We start from the raw sequence: 16534 nt of genomic DNA on the forward strand, positions 1-16534 counted from the left end.
AGACTTCCGCTAACTGCTCGACCGTGCGGGAAACACAAAAACCCCGCACGTCACGCATGCGGGGTCACTGAGCCGAGCTCTTTGCCGCAACTCCCGGCAAAGCCGAGTGCTCCGGTGTGATCCTTGACCCGTCCACCTTTCGGTGGATCAGGTGGGAGGAGGACCTCCGCTTGCGCGTCCGGCGGCGCGCCGGACCGATCGATGACTCACAATAGCACAACGCCGAGACCGCACGGAGCATTCCTCCCGCCGCTCCCCGCGACGGCGGTTCACCCGGCCCGACGCGCGATCCGACGCGCGATCTCGGCCTCGCCGGCGACGCGCATCGCCTCGACCGGGACGTCGTCCCGGCCCGTCATCAGCTCCACCTGCCTGACCGCCTGGTACAGCAGCATCGGGAAGCCGCCCACCACGGTCAGTCCCCGGTCCCGTACGGCTGCCGCCAACGGTGTCGGCCACGGCGAGTACACGACGTCGAACAGCGCGCCCTTGTGCGGCAGCGCCGCGGCCACGTCCCGGGCGAGGCGGTCGGCCGCCCCGGAAGGCAGCGTGGAGATCACCAACTCCCCCACGCGGGTCCGGCCGGCCCGATCGCCGCCGAACCGGTCGAATCCACTCACGGTCACCGCCACCCCGAGCCGCTCGGCCACCCGGAGGGTCTCCCCGGCACGGGCGGGGTCGCGTACCAGGAGGGCGACCTCGGTCAGCCCCAACTCGCGCAGGGCCGCGATCGCCGAGGCCGCGGTCGCCCCGCCGCCCAGGATCGTCGCCCCCGCCGGCGCGGACACCCCCGCCTCGTTGAGCGCCGCCACGATGCCGTACACGTCGGTGTTCTCGCCATGCCGCGCGCCGCCGTCCCCGAAGCCGCCGTCCCTGAAAACCACGGTGTTGGCGCCGCCGACCGCCTCGGCCAGATCGGAGACCGTGTCGAGAAGGGGCAGCACGGCGCGCTTGAGCGGCATCGTGAGCGACAGGCCGGCCCATTCCTGTCCCATCGTGGCGAGCAGCCCGGCCAGGCCGTCCTCGTCACACTCGATCGCGTCGTAGCGCCAGTCACGCAGGCCCAGCCCGGCGTAGGCCGCCCGGTGCAGGACCGGGGACAGCGAGTGCGCGATGGGCGAGCCGAGCACGGCGGCCCGCCGGGCGATCGCGGTCATCGGGTGTTCCTGTTGAGCTCTTCGACGAACCTCTGGTGCTCGGTGTCGCTGTCGGTGAACTTCGTGATGCCCCGCTTGGGGTCCACGGTCACGAAGAACAGCCAGTTGCCGTCGGCCGGCTTCAGCGCCGCCTCGATGGCGTGCTCGCCCGGATTGCTGATCGGACCGGGTGGCAGACCGAGGTACTTGTACGTGTTGTACCGCGAGGTGCTCTCCAGGTCGGCGTGCGTGGCGGCGATGCCGTACTTGCCCAGGCCGTACATGACCGTGCTGTCCATGGAGAGCGTCATCTGCGGGTTGTGTCCGAGCCGGTTGTAGATGACCCGTGCCACCTTCGGCATGTCCTGCGCGCTGCCGGACTCGGCCTGCACGATGCTGGCGATGATCATGATCTGGCGAGGGGTGAAGCCCAGTTGCTTGGCCTGTACGTCGAGGTCGAGGCGCTCGGCGGTCTGGGTGAACCGCTCGACCATCTTGGCCAGGATCTGCTTCGGCGTCTGCTTCGGACTGATCTCGTAGGTCGCGGGGAACGCGTACCCTTCGAGCCTGCCCTTGGCGTACGAGGGAAGGCCGAGGTCCTCCTTGGCGGCCTTGCGGAACTCAGAGACGGGCCTGCCCGTGGCCGTGGACAGTTCGGTGAAGATCTTGCTGAGGCGCAGACCCTCGCGGATCGTCAGCCTGTTGAGCACCCGGTTCTTCGGGTCCAGCAGGGTGAGGGCGGCGGCGGCCGACATGCCCTTGCGCATCGCGTACTGCCCCGGCTGGAGTGAGGAGCTCTTGCCCGCCGCGCCGACGGCGTTGACGAACGCCCTGGCACTGGCGACCACGCCCTCGTCCTCCAGCGTCTGGGCGATGTCGGAGGCGGTGGCCCCCTCGTCGATCTCGACGACGACCTCCCCGGTCCCCTCGCCGGTGTAGTCCTTCGGGATCATCACATCGCCGACCCAGTTGAAGCCGTAGTATCCGGCACCGCCCAGGACGCCGACGATGATCACAAGGGCGAACAGGGTCGCGACGTAGCCCTTGCGGCGCTGCCGCTTGCGCCGCCGGCGACTGCGGCGCTGCTGGGTCCGGCTGCCGGGGGCCCGACGGCGGGACGGCGCCTCGTCGTCCTCGGCGCCTAGCAAGAAGTCCATGTCCAGATCATTCATAGTGCGCTGGCCAATCTCCCGGTCCGGACGGTCCCGCGTCAAGCGGATGGACCGAACCGGGGGTCGGGGCCGTCCTCCTCTGGGACCAACTAGCGCTAGTTCGCCCCGAGATACCTGTTCAGCTCCTCCCGATATTTCCGGAACTCCGTCTCTTTGTCAGTAAATTTGGTGATTTTCCGTCGTGGGTCGGTTGTAACGAACCAGTACCAGTCGCCCTTGGCCGGTTGGAGGGCGGCCCGCAGGGCGCTCTCCCCCGGATTGCCGATCGGCGCCGGCGGCAACCCCGGGCGGGCGTAGGTGTTGTACGGCGAGTCCACCTTGGTATCCTGCACGGAGACCTTCAGCGTGTGCCGGCGCAACGCGTAGTTGACCGTGCTGTCCATCTCCAGCTTCGCGCCCCGCCGCAGCCTGTTGTACACGACCTGCGCGATCTTGGGGTAGTCGGAGACCCGGCCGCCCTCGGCCTGCACGATGCTGGCCAAGGTCACAGCCTGCAGCGGCGTCAGGTTGTGCCGGGGGGCCAGCCGCTCCAGCCGGACGTCGCGGGCGGCCTGCCGGAACCGGTCGACCATCGCGGCGAGCAGCCCCTGAGCGGTCGTGCCCGGCGTGATCTCGTAGGTCGCCGGGAAGAGAAATCCCTCGACCACGCCCCGGGCGTACGCGGGCAGCCGCAGGCCGTCCGGCCGGGCGACGGCCTTGGTGAAATCCTTCAGCGGGATGTCCGACTTGGCCGAGAGCGTGGCGAGCACCTCGGACAGGCGCAGCCCCTCGGGCACGGTCACCGTGCGCATCACGCGTGAAGTCGGGGCGAGCAGGAGATCGAGCGCCGAGGCGGCCGCCATCCCCCGGCGCATGCGGTAGCGGCCGGGCTGCAGACTGCCCTCCTTGGACCGCGCCACGACCACCTGCACGAACGACTGGGTGCTGGCCACCACGCCCGCCCGCCGCAGGGTCTCGCCGATCTCCCCCGCGCTCTGGCCGGGGACGATCTCCACAATCACCGCGCCGGAGCCGGCGCCCACGAAGTCCTCGACATCGGGGGCGGGACGCAGGACGGAACGCACGCCGAACACGGCGGCCACCGTGACCAGGGCGACGCCTCCGGCCACGATGACCGGTCCGCGCCTCACGCGCCGGTCCCGCCGCTCGCTTCCTCGCCGGGATCGATGCCCGAGTCGTCCTCGAGCCTCCGGCCCGGCGGTCTGCCGGTGGCGCGTTCACCATCGAGCGCGGCCTGCAGCAAGATGACGGCCGCGGCCTGGTCGATCACGCCGCGCTGGTCGCGCGACCGCACGCCGCTGGAGCGCAGTCCCCGCTGGGCCGCGACCGTGGTCAGCCGTTCGTCGACCAAGCGGACCGAGGCCCGGCCGATGGCCGCGGCGAGTCGCGCGGCGAGCCGGGCCGCGAACTCCCGCGCGGCCGCGGCGGCGTGGCTCTCCCGTCCGGACAGCGAGGTCGGCAGGCCGACGATGACCTCGATCGCCTCGTGCTCGGCCACGATCTCCGCGATCCTGTCCAGGTCTCCCCGGCCGCGCCGTACGGTCTCCACGGGCGTCGCCAGCAGGCCGGAGGGATCGCTGCGGGCCACCCCGATCCGGACCGTGCCCACGTCGACGCCGATCCGCGCGCCATGCCTCATGACACGACCACCGTCAGCCGAGGGACGAGGAGATGGCCTCCTCGACCGCGCGAAGCGCGTCGCCGACCGCCTCCGGACGGGTTCCGCCGCCCTGCGCCACGTCGTCCTTACCGCCACCGCCACCCCCAAGTGTCCTGGCGGCGACGCCGACGAGCCGACCGGCCTTCAGGCCGCGCTCGCGTCCCGCCTCGTTGACCGCGGCCACGACGACCGGCCGGTCAGAGGGGATGCCGACCACTACGATGACCGCGGCGCGGTCGCCCGGGAAACGGCCGCGCACATCGAGGGCGAGTTTACGCAGGTCGTCCGGGGAGGTGCCATCAGGCGCGCGGTGCGCCACCACGGAGACCCCGTGGATGTCGCGGGCACCGGCGGCCAGTTCGCCGGCGGCGGCGAGCACCTGCGCCGACCGCAGCCGCTCGAGCTCCTTCTCCGCGGTGCGCAGGCGGGTGACGATGCCCTCGATCCGCTCGGGCAGCTCCTCGCGGCGGGTCTTGAGCTGCTCGCTGAGCTGGGCGACCAGCACACTCTCGCGGGCGAGGAACCGGAACGCGTCGAGGCCGACCAGCGCCTCGACCCGGCGCACGCCCGCGCCGATCGACGCCTCGCCGAGCACCTTGACCAGGCCGAGTTGACCGGAGCTCGCGACGTGGGTGCCGCCGCACAGCTCACGGGAGTAGTCGCCGACCTCGACGACGCGGACCTCGTCTCCGTACTTCTCGCCGAACAGCGCGAGCGCGCCCATCGCGCGGGCCTGCGCCTGGCTGGTGTAGAAGGCGTTGACCTTGAGGTCGTTGATCAGGATCGCGTTGACCTCGTCCTCGACGTCGCGCAGCATGCTGGGCGGGACGGCCCCGGCCGCGGTGAAGTCGAAACGGAAGCGGCCGGGCGAGTTCTCCGAGCCCGCCTGCGCCGCCGACTCACCGAGCGCGTTGCGGAAGCCGCGGTGGACGAGGTGGGTCGCGGTGTGGCTGCGGGAGATCGCACGGCGCCGCTCCAGGTCGATCTCGGCGTGCGCCTGGTCGCCGACGCGAACCTCGCCGGCGCGTACCTTGCCGCGGTGCACGATCAGGCCGGCGACCGGCGACTGGACGTCGTTGATCTCGATCTCGGCGCCTTCGGTGCGGATGACACCCTGGTCGGAGAGCTGGCCGCCGCCCTCCGCGTAGAACGGCGTGCGGTCGAGGACGACCTCAAGTGTCACGCCGGCGCCCACGGCCGGTACGGCGAGGCCGTCGACGAGCAGGCCGACGACGCCGGCCTCGGCCACGATGTGGTCGTAGCCCAGGAAGTCGACCCTGCCGGACTTCTCCAGAATGCTCGTGAAGACCGAAATGTCGGCGTTGCCGGTCTTCTTCGCCGCCGCGTCGGCCTTGGCCCGGTCCCGCTGCTCCTGCATGAGCCGGCGGAAGCCCTCCTCCTCGACCTGCAGGCCCTGCTCGGCCGCCATCTCGAGCGTGAGGTCGATCGGGAAGCCGTACGTGTCGTGCAGTTGGAATGCCTGGTCGCCGCCCAGGACGGCCCTGCCCTTCCGCTTGGTCTCCTCCACGGCCGCGTCGAAGATCGCGGTACCGGTGCGGAGCGTGCCGAGGAAGGACGCCTCCTCCGCGTCGATGACCGTGTGGATGTTCGCCGCGTCCGCCTTGAGATCGGGGTACTGCTCACCCAGGGCGTCGATGGTCACCGCGGTCAACTCGTGCATGTACCGCTCCTCGCCCGCGCCGAGCAGGCGGAGGTTGCGGATCGCCCGGCGGAGCATGCGGCGCAGCACGTAACCACGGCCCTCGTTGGACGGCAGCACGCCGTCGCCCACGAGCATCACACCGGCGCGCATGTGGTCGGCCACGACCCGCAGCGACACGTCGCCGCGATTGTCCCTGCCGTAGCGGGACCTGGTCAGCTGGGCGGCACGGTCGAGGATCTTGTACGTCGTGTCGATCTCGTAGATGTTGTCGACGCCCTGCAGGATCGCCGCCATGCGCTCCAGGCCCATGCCGGTGTCGATGTTCTTGGCCGGCAACTCGCCGCTGATGTCGAAGTCGACCTTGTTGCGGACGGTGGCCAGCTGCTCCTGCATGAAGACGAGGTTCCACACCTCGAGGTAGCGGTTCTCGTCGGCGATCGGACCGCCCTCACGGCCGTACTCGGGGCCGCGGTCGTAGTAGATCTCCGAGCACGGCCCGCCGGGACCCGGCACGCCCATGTGCCAGTAGTTGTCGGCGAGGCCGCGCCGCTGGATGCGCTCGAGCGGCAGGCCCACCTTCCCGTGCCAGATGTCCACGGCCTCGTCGTCGTCCAGGTAGACGGTCGCCCAGAGCCGGTCCTCGGCGAAACCGAAACCGCCCTCGGACTCCGGCCGGGTGAGCAACTCCCAGGCGAACGGAATCGCCTGCTCCTTGAAGTAGTCGCCGAAGGAGAAATTGCCCAGCATCTGGAAGAAGCTGGCGTGCCGGGTCGTCTTGCCGACCTCGTCGATGTCGAGCGTGCGCACGACCTTCTGCACGCTGGCCGCCCGCGGATAGGGCGGCTTCTGCTGCGCCAGGAAGTAGGGCTTGAACGGGACCATGCCCGCGTTGACCAGGAGCAGCGTCGGGTCCTCGGCGACCAGGCTGGCCGAGGGCACGATGGTGTGCCCGCGCTCCTCGAAGAAGCGCAGGAAGCGGCGGGCGATCTCTGCCGACTCCATTTCAGCGGCCATCCTTTGCGTCGTCGTTTCCGTGGGCGCCGATCTCGTCGACGGCGCCGCTTCTGTCAACACTGCTGATTCGGTTAACACTGCCGAGCCCGAGTTCGGCCCGCAACTCGCTTTCCCTGCTCGCCGCGTGCCGCCGTACCTCCCCGGCGAACTCCCTGAGCTGGTCGGCGAGGGTCACCGCGCGGCCGGCCGCGCGCCGGGCGACGTGCTCGGGCCGCAATGACTGAAGCTTACGCATGACCCAGACCGCCAGGCACGCTCCCAGCGCCATGTAGAAGAGGCGCCGGATCACCCGCGCCCCCTCCGGGCCGGTGACCGGTCGCCCCGCCGGGGAGCCGGTACGGACACCGGGCCCCCGCGTCGCGCCGCGACAGCGGCGCGCAGGCCGTGCCCGAGCGCGGAGATCTTGATCAGCGGTGTGGCGAACAGCGCGGACGCGACGCCGGTTATCCTCACCAGATCGCCGCTGACGGTGCGCGCGTTGTCGGTGATGGCCTCGGTCTCCACCAGCCTGCGGTTGGCCTCGGAGACCGTCCGGCCCATGTCGTCGAGCAGCGGTGCCAGGCGCTCGCTCAGCTCGGCCACCGATTTGGTCGTCTCGTTCAGCAGTCTGGTCAGCTTCACCAGCACGACGGCCAGGAAGCAGACCAGAATCGCCCAGAAGACGGCGACGAGCATGCCCGCCAGCTCTCCCGCGCTCATATGTGCCGATCTCCCTAGGTCGTGTCGCTTGATCGGTCAGGGCACCAGACCCTACCGCGAACGCTCTGCCCGCCGATCCTCGCCACACACTTGGCGGGTTTTTCACTCGCCGCGGAGGAAAGCCCTGATCTTCGCCCAGCGCTCGCCGTAGCGCGCCTCCGCCCCATGGGCGGTCGGCTCGTAGTAGCGGCGCTCCCGCAGCTCCTCGGGGGCGTAGTCCTGCCTGACCAGACCGTGCTCGAAGTCATGCGGGTACTGGTAGCCCTTCCCGTGTCCCAGCTTCTTCGCGCCGGGATAGTGCGCGTCGCGCAGGTGGGCTGGCACCGATCCGATCCTGCCGCGCCGTACGTCGTCGCAGGCGGCGCCGATGGCGTTCACGACGGCGTTGGACTTGGGCGCGAGCGCGCAGTGGATCACCGCGTGCGCGAGGTTGATCCGCCCCTCCGGGAGCCCGATGAAGTCCACGGCCTGTGCGGCGGCGACCGCGGTCTGCAGACAGGTGGGGTCGGCCATGCCCACGTCCTCGGACGCGAAGATCACGATCCGGCGGGCGATGAACCGCGGATCCTCCCCCGCCTCCACCATCCGGGCCAGGTAGTGCAGCGCGGCATCGGCGTCGGAGCCGCGCATGCTCTTGATGAACGCGCTGACCACGTCGTAGTGCTGATCGCCCTGGCGGTCGTAGCGTACGGCCGCCTTGTCGACCGCCCGCTCCACGATGTCGACGGTGACCTCGCCCGCGCCGCCGTCCACCAGCAGCGCGGCGGCCTCCAGATAGGTGAGCGAGCGGCGGGCGTCGCCTCCGGCGAGCCGTACCAGCTGGTCGAGCGCGTCGGGCCGCAGGGTGACCCGCCCGCCGAGGCCACGCGGGTCGGCGACCGCGCGCTCCAGGACGGTCCGGATGTCGTCTTCGGTCAGCGACTCGAGCGTGAGCAGCAGCGAGCGGGACAGCAACGGGGAGATCACCGAGAAGTACGGATTCTCGGTGGTCGCGCCGATGAACGTGACCCAGCGGTTCTCCACGGCGGGCAGCAGCGCGTCCTGCTGCGCCTTGTTGAACCTGTGAACCTCGTCGACGAACAGCACGGTCTGCCTGCCGGTCATGCCCAGCTCGCGGCGGGCCTGGTCGATCGCGGCGCGCACGTCCTTCACGCCCGCCGACACCGCGGAGATCTCCACGAACCTCCGCTTCGTGACGCCCGAGACCACGTAGGCGAGGGTCGTCTTTCCGGTCCCCGGAGGCCCCCACAGGAACAGCGACATCGGCGCGTCGCTCTCGACGAGCCGCCGCAGCGGGGTGCCGCGGCCCAGCAGGTGCCGCTGCCCGATCACCTCGTCCAGGCCGCGCGGACGCATCCGCACCGCCAACGGTTCCTGACCGCGGTGGGCCTCCTCGGCCGCCGAATCGAACAGGCTCTCCACATCGCCGACACTACCGTCACCCACCCCAGACCGCCGTCGCTCCGCTGTGCCCGAGCCGTACGACGATTTAGCCGAAGGCCAGGGCGAGCACGACGGAGGCGGCCGAGACGGCGACGACAGGAACAACTTCACTGCTCCTGGTGGGACTCGAGCGAGTGCTCGGGACGGGTTTCCGCCTTGATTACGCCGCGGCGCGGCGGACGGTTCGCCGGAAGATCAGAGGGAAGGGAGGGGCAGTTTACTGCAAAAGAGTAGTAATACCCACGATGCCCCCGCTTTACACGAAGCGAACGCGATCACGACTAGAGTGACGATCCGAAATCGTCATAGAAGGTAAAAGGAAAGGCAAAGCGGTGACCGACACTGATCGGCAGAAGCAGCCGGCTTCGCGCACGGCCAGGCGTACCACCACCCCCCGTGTCGGCCCCTCGCGTGTCGGCCTGGGTGTCGGCGTCGGCCTCAGCGTACTCGCGCTCGTCGGCGGCCTGGTCGCGTGCGGCGGCACGAGCGACAAGGCGGCGGGCGGGGAGAGCCCGAGCGCCGCGCCGTCGGCCGGACCCTCGGTCACCGAGACCGAGTTGCCGGAAGTCACGCCCAGTGCGCGCCCCACCGACCTTCGGCAGATCAGCTGCCAGTACCGAAAGGACGACACCGGCAGCCCGGCGAAGATCGTCGGCTATCCGCCGAAGCGGCTCACCCGATCGGTGATCAAGGCGACCCAGATGACGCTCAGGACGAACCTCGGCGACATCGTGATCGACGTGTCCGCCGAGGCGACGCCCTGCGCGCTGAACTCCTTCGCGTTCCTGGCCGAGAAGAACTTCTTCGACAACACCGTCTGCCACCGCCTCACCACGATGGAGTCCAACGGCCTCGGCCTGCTGCAGTGCGGCGACCCCCAGGCCAAGGGCGACGGCAAGAACCCGACCGACGGCACGGGCGGTCCGGGCTACCTGTTCGACGACGAGAACATCGGAGTTCCCCTCGCCCGCGGCACCGTCTTCCTGGCCCAGTCGCCGGACGCGGTCAACGCCAACGGCAGCCAGTTCGTGTTCTCCTACACCGATGAGAACGGCCAGCTTCCCGCTGACTACACCGTCTTCGGAGTGGTGAGCAAGGGGCTCGACATCATCGACAAGGTGGCCAAGGGCGGTGTCATCGTCTTCCCCGACGGCGGCGACATCACCAACGAGGACGGCGGCTCCAACGCCCCCAAGACCCGCGTACTGATCAAGGACCTGACGGTCTCCTGACCGTTCCTCAAGACTGTGTATGAGTGACATTCACAGCCGCGTGCTCCGAACGGTGGTGGGCACGCTGGTCGCCCGCGTTCGCTCCGCGGCCGGTCCCGGGGCATCGTGTGCCCGGTCCGGGGCCGCGGGGGCGGGGTCCCTCACGCCCGGGGGCGTCCGGTCGGGCCCGGACGGTCCGATGCCCGCGACGATCGCTCTGGTCGTCGCGGGGCGGTGCCGCCCGTCGCCGGATCGGATGCCCCTGGGCGCGTCGTCCGATCGCCACGGCCGCGGCCTCATGGCGACTGATCTTCCGCTTGGCTGAGGTGAGGGGCTGTTGCCAGTGCTGGGCCCCCCATTTCGAGGTGTAGGCCGGATCGACGGCGATGACCGCGATGCCGGTGGCATCGGCCATCGCGGCCAGGCGGCCGCGAAGCCTGCCGGTCGGCATCCCGGAGATCAACTGCCGGAACCGCTTGCGGCGGCCGTGCTTCTCCCGGGTCTTGTCGGCGGTGAAGTCCAGATCCTCGATCGCGATCGCCCGCACCCCGCAGGCGCCCGCCCAGCTCAGCAAGCGGGTGAGGGCGTGCCGGACCTGCGCGTCCCGATGCTCCGCACTCCCCGACAGGTCATAGCCGAAGCGGCGGGGTGCTCCGATGGGGTTGCCGTGCCGGTCCAGGTGCCAGGCGGCCAGATGATCGGCGTTGGTGTCCACCCTGATCACCCCCTCGGCCAGCGCCGCCTGCAGCGGGAGTGCCGAGGCGGGGGCGTGCTGCCAGGAAGCGGTCAGGTACCACCGCGAGCGTGTCACATCAAAGTGGATGCGGTAGGCCACCGCCCGGTTGGCCGCCACCCGGTCGGCCCACTGCTCGCCCCGGTGCGCGAACCGTACCCGTGCCGTGAGGACGTACCGGCCGTGCGGCGCGTTCGCCAGGCCCGCCAGCGCAGCCGGCAGCTTGATCGACACCTGGCCCTCGGATGTGACGCGGATCGTCTCGTTCCCGTACCGCTTACCCGACTCTCCATCCGCGTGCAGGAACCACCGCTCGGCCTCCCACCGCTCCCGCCACTCCTCCTGGGTCAACTTGGCGGCGTCGAGATTGTGCCGGGCCCGGGCCAGGCGCTTGCCCCCGCGTACCACGTGCACCACCCCGGCCGCCTGGTCGGCCCGCACCCGCTCCAACCGGTCCGTGAGTGCGTGCAGGCGGCGGGTCTTGGCATGCCATTCGGCCCGGGAGCGGTACCCGCCGGGGTCCTTCCCCGTCCCCTTCTGCCCGATCGGCAGGGACAACCGGTGCGCGATCATACGGACACCGGCTTCGAGGTCGCGCATGTGCGCGGCCTAGCCGCGCCGGGCCAGTGCCCACTGGTCATGGGTGGCCTTGGTGATCGATCCGGCCCAGCGCGAGGACGACGGCCCGGTCAGCGCACGTTTGCGCGCCGCCCACCGCTCGCCGTCGTGACCGAGACCGGCCGCGCAGCGGGCCTTGAGATCTGTGCCCGCCAGCGACCCCAGATGACCTCCCACCAGCCGCAACACCATCTCGTCGCGGACGGTGAGGTGTTTGAGCCGGTCGCGTACGGCCACCCCTGCCGGGCCTGGGACGACGAACGGCGCATCGATCCGGCGCAGCTCAGCCATGCCCAGCGGCCTCCAGCACCGTAGGGGTGACACCAATCACGACTTCCGGCGTGGCGCCGGCCGGGATCGTGCGGCGCCCGACCCGCACAGCGGGCACCGGCGGAGTGCTGTCACGGAACCAGCGGTACGCCGTGCGGAGACCAGCCCCCTGCACTCGCACCCATTCCGTAACATTCACGTTGCGCACAGTAACATGCGCCGTACGCGTACATGTACCCTCAAGCACTACTGGCCGCCGCGTTCGACCCCGACACCGAAGGCGAGCTCACCTATGCGCGCCGGCTGCTGCCGACACTGGATCGCACGATGCCGGTACTGGCCGATGCCGCCTTCGACGCCGCGGAATTCCTGAGCGGCCTGGCCTCCACCGGGGCACAGTTCCTGGTGCGCTCCTCGGCCCGCCGGCGCACGCTCATCACGCACCGTCTGCCACGAGACCTGGCGACTGATCACCAGCCTGCTCGACCACGTCCGCCACCCCGCACGTGAACTGGTGAATCTCTACCACGAGCGCCGGCAGTGCGAGACCACCTACTACTCGATCAAAGCGACCATGCTGGACGGCCGCGTCCTGCGCTCGCGCACCGCACCCGGGATCGAGCAGGAGGTCTACGCCCTGTTGACGGCCTACCAGGCGCTGATCCGCGCCGCTGCCGACGCCGTAATCATGACACCGGGCCTGGACATGGATCGGATCAGCTTCACCGTCCTGCTCCATATCGCCGGCGACACGGTGACCACCGCTACCCGGATCTTTCCAACCGGCCCGGTCGACCTGCTCGGCGTGATCGGCCGGACCGTTTTAGGCGCGTTGCGGCCCATCCGACCAGGGCTTCCATCGTTCGTGATCTTGCAGTCGTATCCGAACTGCAAGATCACGAACGATGTTCTCCCTGGTAGATCCCGGCCAGTGCGAGTTTCTGCAAGATCACGCTACACGAAGGCCCAGGTGAGCGGGCCTCACTGCGAGAATTCGCAAGATCACGCGCCTGGGGTGGGGGCCGGCTGGGCGGGAGTCTCGCCCTTGGGCTTGGCGTCCACCCCGGCCTCCTTGCGCTGCTCGCCCGTGATCGGCGTGGGAGCCCCGGTGAGCGGGTCGTAGCCCGACGCCGTCTTCGGGAACGCGATCACGTCGCGGATCGACTCGCCGCCCGACAGCAGCATGCAGACCCGGTCCCAGCCGTAGGCGATGCCGCCGTGCGGCGGCGGGCCGTACTTGAACGCCTCCAGCAGGAAGCCGAACTTGCTCTCGGCCTCCTCCTTGGAGATGCCGAGCACGTCGAACACGCGCTGCTGCATCTCGGCCCTGTGGATACGGATCGAGCCGCCGCCGATCTCCATGCCGTTGCAGACCATGTCGTAGGCGTACGCCAGGGCCTCGCCGGGCTGGTCCTGGAAGTTGTCGGCCCACTCGGGCTTCGGCCCGGTGAACGGATGGTGGACGGCGGTCCAGCCGGTCTGACGGCCGACCTCGTCGACGACGGGCTCGAACATCGGGGCGTCGACGACCCACAGGAACGACCACTGGGACTCGTCGATCAGATCGCAGCGACGGCCGATCTCCAGCCGGGCCGCACCGAGCAGTTCCCGCGAAGGTCCGGGCAGACCGGCGGCGAAGAAGATCGCGTCCCCGGGCCGCGCGCCCGTCGCCTCGGCGAGCCCGGCGAGCTCCGCCTCGGACAGGTTCTTGGCCACCGGGCCGCCGAGGCCGCCGTCCTCCTGCACCAGCACGTACGCCAGACCGCGGGCGCCGCGTGACTTGGCCCACTCCTGCCAGCCGTCCAGCTCCTTGCGGGTCTGCGAGGCGCCGCCGGGCATGACGACGGCGCCCACGTACGGCTGCTGGAACACTCGGAAGGCGGTGTTCGCGAAGTACTCCGTCAGGTCGGTCAGCTCGACCCCGAACCGCAGGTCCGGCTTGTCCGAGCCGTACCTGGCCATCGCCTCGGCGTAGGGCATCCTCGGCAGTGGCGAGGGCAGCTCGTAGCCGAGCGTCTCCTTCCAGATGCGCCCGATCAGGGCCTCGCCCAGCTCGATCACGTCATCCTGATCGACGAAGGACATCTCGATGTCGATCTGGGTGAACTCGGGCTGGCGGTCGGCGCGCAGGTCCTCGTCCCGGAAGCAGCGGGCGAGCTGGTAGTAGCGCTCCAGTCCGGAGACCATGAGCAGCTGCTTGAACAGCTGCGGCGACTGCGGCAGGGCGTACCAGTTGCCCGGCTGGAGCCGTACGGGCACCAGGAAGTCGCGCGCGCCCTCGGGCGTGGATCGGGTCAGGTTGGGCGTCTCGACGTACACGAAGCCGCGCTCACGCATGACGTCGTGGGCGAGGTAGGTGGCCTGGGACCGGATCTTCAGCGCGTCTGCGATCCCCTGCCGCCGGATGTCGAGGTAGCGGTACCTCAGCCGCGCCTCCTCCGACACACCGGTCGTGCCCTCGATCGGGAACGGCAGCGGGGCCGACTCGCTCAGCACCGTCACCTCGGTGGCGACGACCTCGATGTCGCCGGTCGGCAGGTCGGGGTTCTCGTTGCCCGCCGGGCGGAGCCGGACCTCGCCCGTCACCTTCACGCAGTACTCCGAGCGCAGGTCGTGGGCGTGATCCTCCTCACGGAAGACCACCTGCGCCGAGCCGGAAGCGTCACGCAGGTCGATGAACACGACGCCGCCGTGGTCGCGCCGGCGCGCCACCCATCCGGCCAGCGTCACCTGCCGGCCGGCATGCTCCTTACGAAGCGTCCCTGCTTCGTGGGTGCGGATCACGAGAGTCTTCCCTTCAGGACGTCGACGACCTCGGTGAGCGGCACCGCGGTCTGGTCGGCTGTGGTCAGGTCCTTCACTTGTACGGCTCCCGCCTCGATGTCGCGGTCGCCGAGGATCACGGCGTAGCGGGCACCGCTGCGGTCGGCGGCCTTCATGGCGCCTTTGACACCGCGGCCGCCGAAGGCCATGTCGACGGCGAGACCGGCCCGGCGCAGCGCGGCGACCAGCGGGAAGATCCGCCGCCTGGCCTCCTCGCCCAGCGGGACCGCGAACACGTCGACGCGTCCGGCGCGCTCGGCGAGCAGCCCCTCGGCCTCCAGCGCGAGCACGGTGCGGTCCACGCCGAGCGCCCAGCCGACGCCGGGCAGCTGCGGGCCGCCGATCATCTCGCTCAGCCCGTCGTAGCGGCCCCCGCCGCCGACGGCCGACTGGGCGCCCAGCCCGTCGTGGACGAACTCGAAGGTCGTGCGGGTGTAGTAGTCGAGACCTCGGACCAGCCGGGGATCGTCCTCGTACGGCACGTCCGCCGCGGCCAGCAGGCCCCGGACCTCCTCGTGGTAGGCCTTGCACGCCCCGCAGAGGTGGTCGGTCACCAGCGGCGCGCCGGCCAACTGGGCGCGGACCTCGGGCCGCTTGTCGTCGAGCACCCGCAGCGGGTTGATCTCGATCCGCTGCAGGGTCGCCTCGTCGAGGTCGAGCGCGCGCAGGAAGTCCTGCAGCGCGGCCCGGTAGGCCGGGCGGCATTCCCTGCAGCCCAGCGAGTTGAGCAGCAGCCGCACGCGGCGCAGGCCGAGCGAGGCGTAGCCGTCCATGGCCAGCACGATCAGCTCGGCGTCCAGCGCCGGGTCCTCGGCCCCCAGCGCCTCGGCGCCGACCTGGGAGAAGTGGCGGTAGCGGCCCGCCTGCGCCCGCTCGTAGCGGAAGAAGCTGCCCGAGTACCAGAGCTTGATCGGCAGCGGTCCGCCGTACAGTCCGTGCTCGATCACGGCGCGCACCACGCTGGCAGTGCCCTCGGGGCGCAGCGTCAGGGACTGCCCGCCCCGGCTGGTGAACGTGTACATCTCCTTGGTGACGATGTCGGTCGACTCGCCGACACCGCGTGAGAACAGCCCGGTGTCCTCGAACGCGGGCGTCTCGACGTATCCGTACCCCGCGCGGCGGGCGGGCGCGGCCAGCGCGTCGCGCACGGCGAGCACGGTCTCCGAACGCGGCGGCATCCAGTCGAAGGTGCCCTTGGGCGCCTGAAAATTCATCACAATCCCCTGCTCGGGCCTGCCGCGACGTCCCCGAGGAAGGGGTTGGTCGCGCGCTCGCGGCCGATGGTCGTCTGTGGTCCGTGGCCGGGCAGGACCACGGTGTCGTCCGGCAGGGTCATCGTCTTCGCGAGACTGCGGAGTATCGCGGCGTGGTCCCCGCCGGGGAGGTCGGTTCTGCCGATGGAGCCGGCGAAGAGCAGGTCGCCCGAGAACAGGACCCGGGAATCCTCTCCCTGTGAGTCCTGCAGGGGTGTCCGGAACGTCACCGACCCCCTGGTATGGCCGGGCCGGTGGTCGACTGTGAGCTCCAGGCCGGCGAGCTCGATCACGGCGCCGTCCGACAGTTCCCTGACGTCGTCGGGCTCGCCGAACTCCAGCCCCCCGAACATCTGCCGGGCCGGGCCGGGGAAACCCTTCGCCGGGTCCGACAGCAGGTCGCGGTCGTCGGGGTGGATCCAGGCGGGTACGTCACGGGCGCCGCACACCGGGACGACAGACCACATATGGTCGATATGACCGTGGGTGAGCAGCACAGCGACGGGCTTGAGACGGTGTTCGCGCAGGAGGTCGTCGAGACCCTCGACGGCGTCCTGACCTGGATCGACGATCACGCACTCCTCGCCCGGAGCGGGAGCGACGACGTAGCAGTTGGTCTGGAACGACCCTGCGGGAAACCCGGCGACGAGCACGGAAGCGGCCTCTGCATCTGGTGAGGATGTATCAAGGATTACGCGAGCGAATGTAACCGAAGGGTACCGGTGCGGGTCGGCAGGCTGCGAACCCACGCCCGTCAGCCGATACGATTCGCCCACCTCAATAGTCATTCTTGGAGCAGTCGAGCCGGATGCTATACAACCACCACCGCTCCGGCGAGG

At 70.1% G+C, this 16534-nt stretch carries 15 protein-coding genes and 1 pseudogene; 3 read left to right on the forward strand and 13 right to left on the reverse strand.

What is annotated here, in order from left to right:
- Positions 1 to 269 precede the first annotated feature (269 nt).
- The 8 genes from ACFHYQ_RS16480 to ACFHYQ_RS16515 form a co-directional block, all read right to left on the reverse strand.
- Complete coding sequence (locus tag ACFHYQ_RS16480) at positions 270 to 1157, reverse strand: shikimate dehydrogenase (protein ID WP_394302030.1); 888 nt, start codon at positions 1155 to 1157, stop codon at positions 270 to 272.
- Entirely contained in the window at positions 1154 to 2293 is a 1140-nt protein-coding gene (mltG, locus tag ACFHYQ_RS16485; RefSeq protein ID WP_394302031.1) for an endolytic transglycosylase MltG, read from the reverse strand. Before mltG (ACFHYQ_RS16485) ends, ACFHYQ_RS16480 begins: the two co-directional genes overlap by 4 nt.
- Before the next feature lie 110 nt (positions 2294 to 2403).
- Positions 2404 to 3438 (reverse strand): endolytic transglycosylase MltG, encoded by a 1035-nt coding sequence (gene mltG, locus ACFHYQ_RS16490; RefSeq protein ID WP_394302032.1) that lies wholly within the window; start codon positions 3436 to 3438, stop codon positions 2404 to 2406.
- Positions 3435 to 3947 (reverse strand): Holliday junction resolvase RuvX, encoded by a 513-nt coding sequence (gene ruvX / locus ACFHYQ_RS16495; RefSeq protein ID WP_394302033.1) that lies wholly within the window; start codon positions 3945 to 3947, stop codon positions 3435 to 3437. Before ruvX ends, mltG (ACFHYQ_RS16490) begins: the two co-directional genes overlap by 4 nt.
- A gap of 13 nt (positions 3948 to 3960) precedes the next feature.
- Positions 3961 to 6633: an alanine--tRNA ligase gene (alaS, locus tag ACFHYQ_RS16500; RefSeq protein WP_394302034.1), complete on the reverse strand. Its 2673-nt coding sequence runs from the start codon at positions 6631 to 6633 to the stop codon at positions 3961 to 3963.
- Between the two features lies 1 nt (position 6634).
- Positions 6635 to 6934, reverse strand: a complete 300-nt coding sequence (locus tag ACFHYQ_RS16505) for a hypothetical protein (protein WP_394302035.1) — start codon at positions 6932 to 6934, stop codon at positions 6635 to 6637.
- Positions 6931 to 7344 (reverse strand): DUF948 domain-containing protein, encoded by a 414-nt coding sequence (locus ACFHYQ_RS16510; protein WP_394302036.1) that lies wholly within the window; start codon positions 7342 to 7344, stop codon positions 6931 to 6933. Before ACFHYQ_RS16510 ends, ACFHYQ_RS16505 begins: the two co-directional genes overlap by 4 nt.
- Before the next feature lie 102 nt (positions 7345 to 7446).
- On the reverse strand, positions 7447 to 8766 hold the full coding sequence (locus ACFHYQ_RS16515; RefSeq protein WP_394302037.1) for a replication-associated recombination protein A: 1320 nt from the start codon (positions 8764 to 8766) through the stop codon (positions 7447 to 7449).
- Positions 8767 to 9119: 353 nt separating this feature from the next.
- Between ACFHYQ_RS16515 and ACFHYQ_RS16520 the strand changes: the two genes are divergently transcribed.
- Entirely contained in the window at positions 9120 to 10019 is a 900-nt protein-coding gene (locus ACFHYQ_RS16520) for a peptidylprolyl isomerase (RefSeq protein ID WP_394302038.1), read from the forward strand.
- A 7-nt stretch (positions 10020 to 10026) separates the two neighbouring features.
- On the opposite strand, the gene ACFHYQ_RS16525 is transcribed toward ACFHYQ_RS16520, so the two are convergent.
- Complete coding sequence (locus ACFHYQ_RS16525; RefSeq protein ID WP_394302039.1) at positions 10027 to 11331, reverse strand: IS200/IS605 family accessory protein TnpB-related protein; 1305 nt, start codon at positions 11329 to 11331, stop codon at positions 10027 to 10029.
- Positions 11332 to 11340: 9 nt separating this feature from the next.
- Positions 11341 to 11640, reverse strand: a complete 300-nt coding sequence (locus tag ACFHYQ_RS16530; protein WP_394302040.1) for a hypothetical protein — start codon at positions 11638 to 11640, stop codon at positions 11341 to 11343.
- A gap of 210 nt (positions 11641 to 11850) precedes the next feature.
- Here ACFHYQ_RS16530 and ACFHYQ_RS16535 point away from each other — a divergent pair, with 210 nt between their 5' ends.
- Positions 11851 to 12129, forward strand: coding sequence for a hypothetical protein (locus ACFHYQ_RS16535; protein WP_394302041.1), 279 nt, complete (start codon positions 11851 to 11853; stop codon positions 12127 to 12129).
- Positions 12130 to 12133: 4 nt separating this feature from the next.
- Positions 12134 to 12211 (forward strand): annotated as a pseudogene (locus ACFHYQ_RS16540) (hypothetical protein); the annotation flags it as partial.
- Positions 12212 to 12621: 410 nt separating this feature from the next.
- Here ACFHYQ_RS16540 and aspS read toward each other — a convergent pair.
- The 3 genes from aspS to ACFHYQ_RS16555 are packed head-to-tail and all read right to left on the reverse strand — an operon-like array spanning position 12622 to position 16348.
- Positions 12622 to 14403 carry an aspartate--tRNA ligase gene (aspS, locus tag ACFHYQ_RS16545; RefSeq protein ID WP_394302042.1) on the reverse strand — a complete coding sequence of 594 codons (1782 nt, stop codon included), beginning with the start codon at positions 14401 to 14403 and terminating at the stop codon, positions 12622 to 12624.
- Positions 14400 to 15656 (reverse strand): histidine--tRNA ligase, encoded by a 1257-nt coding sequence (gene hisS, locus ACFHYQ_RS16550; protein ID WP_394302043.1) that lies wholly within the window; start codon positions 15654 to 15656, stop codon positions 14400 to 14402. The genes aspS and hisS overlap by 4 nt, the downstream gene beginning before the upstream one ends.
- Positions 15656 to 16348 carry an MBL fold metallo-hydrolase gene (locus ACFHYQ_RS16555; RefSeq protein ID WP_394302044.1) on the reverse strand — a complete coding sequence of 231 codons (693 nt, stop codon included), beginning with the start codon at positions 16346 to 16348 and terminating at the stop codon, positions 15656 to 15658. Before ACFHYQ_RS16555 ends, hisS begins: the two co-directional genes overlap by 1 nt.
- Between the last annotated feature and the right edge of the window lie 186 nt (positions 16349 to 16534).

This window comes from Sphaerimonospora cavernae, from assembly GCF_042435035.1.
In the GTDB taxonomy this organism is placed as follows: domain Bacteria; phylum Actinomycetota; class Actinomycetes; order Streptosporangiales; family Streptosporangiaceae; genus Sphaerimonospora; species Sphaerimonospora cavernae.

Coding starts and splice junctions, on each gene's coding strand:
- ACFHYQ_RS16480 (WP_394302030.1), bottom strand. CDS start 1,157: ATGACCGCGATCGCCCGGCGGGCCGCCGTGCTCGGCTCGCCCATCGCG.
- mltG (WP_394302031.1), bottom strand. CDS start 2,293: ATGGACTTCTTGCTAGGCGCCGAGGACGACGAGGCGCCGTCCCGCCGT.
- ruvX (WP_394302033.1), bottom strand. CDS start 3,947: ATGAGGCATGGCGCGCGGATCGGCGTCGACGTGGGCACGGTCCGGATC.
- alaS (WP_394302034.1), bottom strand. CDS start 6,633: ATGGAGTCGGCAGAGATCGCCCGCCGCTTCCTGCGCTTCTTCGAGGAG.
- ACFHYQ_RS16510 (WP_394302036.1), bottom strand. CDS start 7,344: ATGAGCGCGGGAGAGCTGGCGGGCATGCTCGTCGCCGTCTTCTGGGCG.
- ACFHYQ_RS16525 (WP_394302039.1), bottom strand. CDS start 11,331: ATGCGCGACCTCGAAGCCGGTGTCCGTATGATCGCGCACCGGTTGTCC.
- ACFHYQ_RS16530 (WP_394302040.1), bottom strand. CDS start 11,640: ATGGCTGAGCTGCGCCGGATCGATGCGCCGTTCGTCGTCCCAGGCCCG.
- ACFHYQ_RS16535 (WP_394302041.1), top strand. CDS start 11,851: ATGTACCCTCAAGCACTACTGGCCGCCGCGTTCGACCCCGACACCGAA.
- hisS (WP_394302043.1), bottom strand. CDS start 15,656: ATGAATTTTCAGGCGCCCAAGGGCACCTTCGACTGGATGCCGCCGCGT.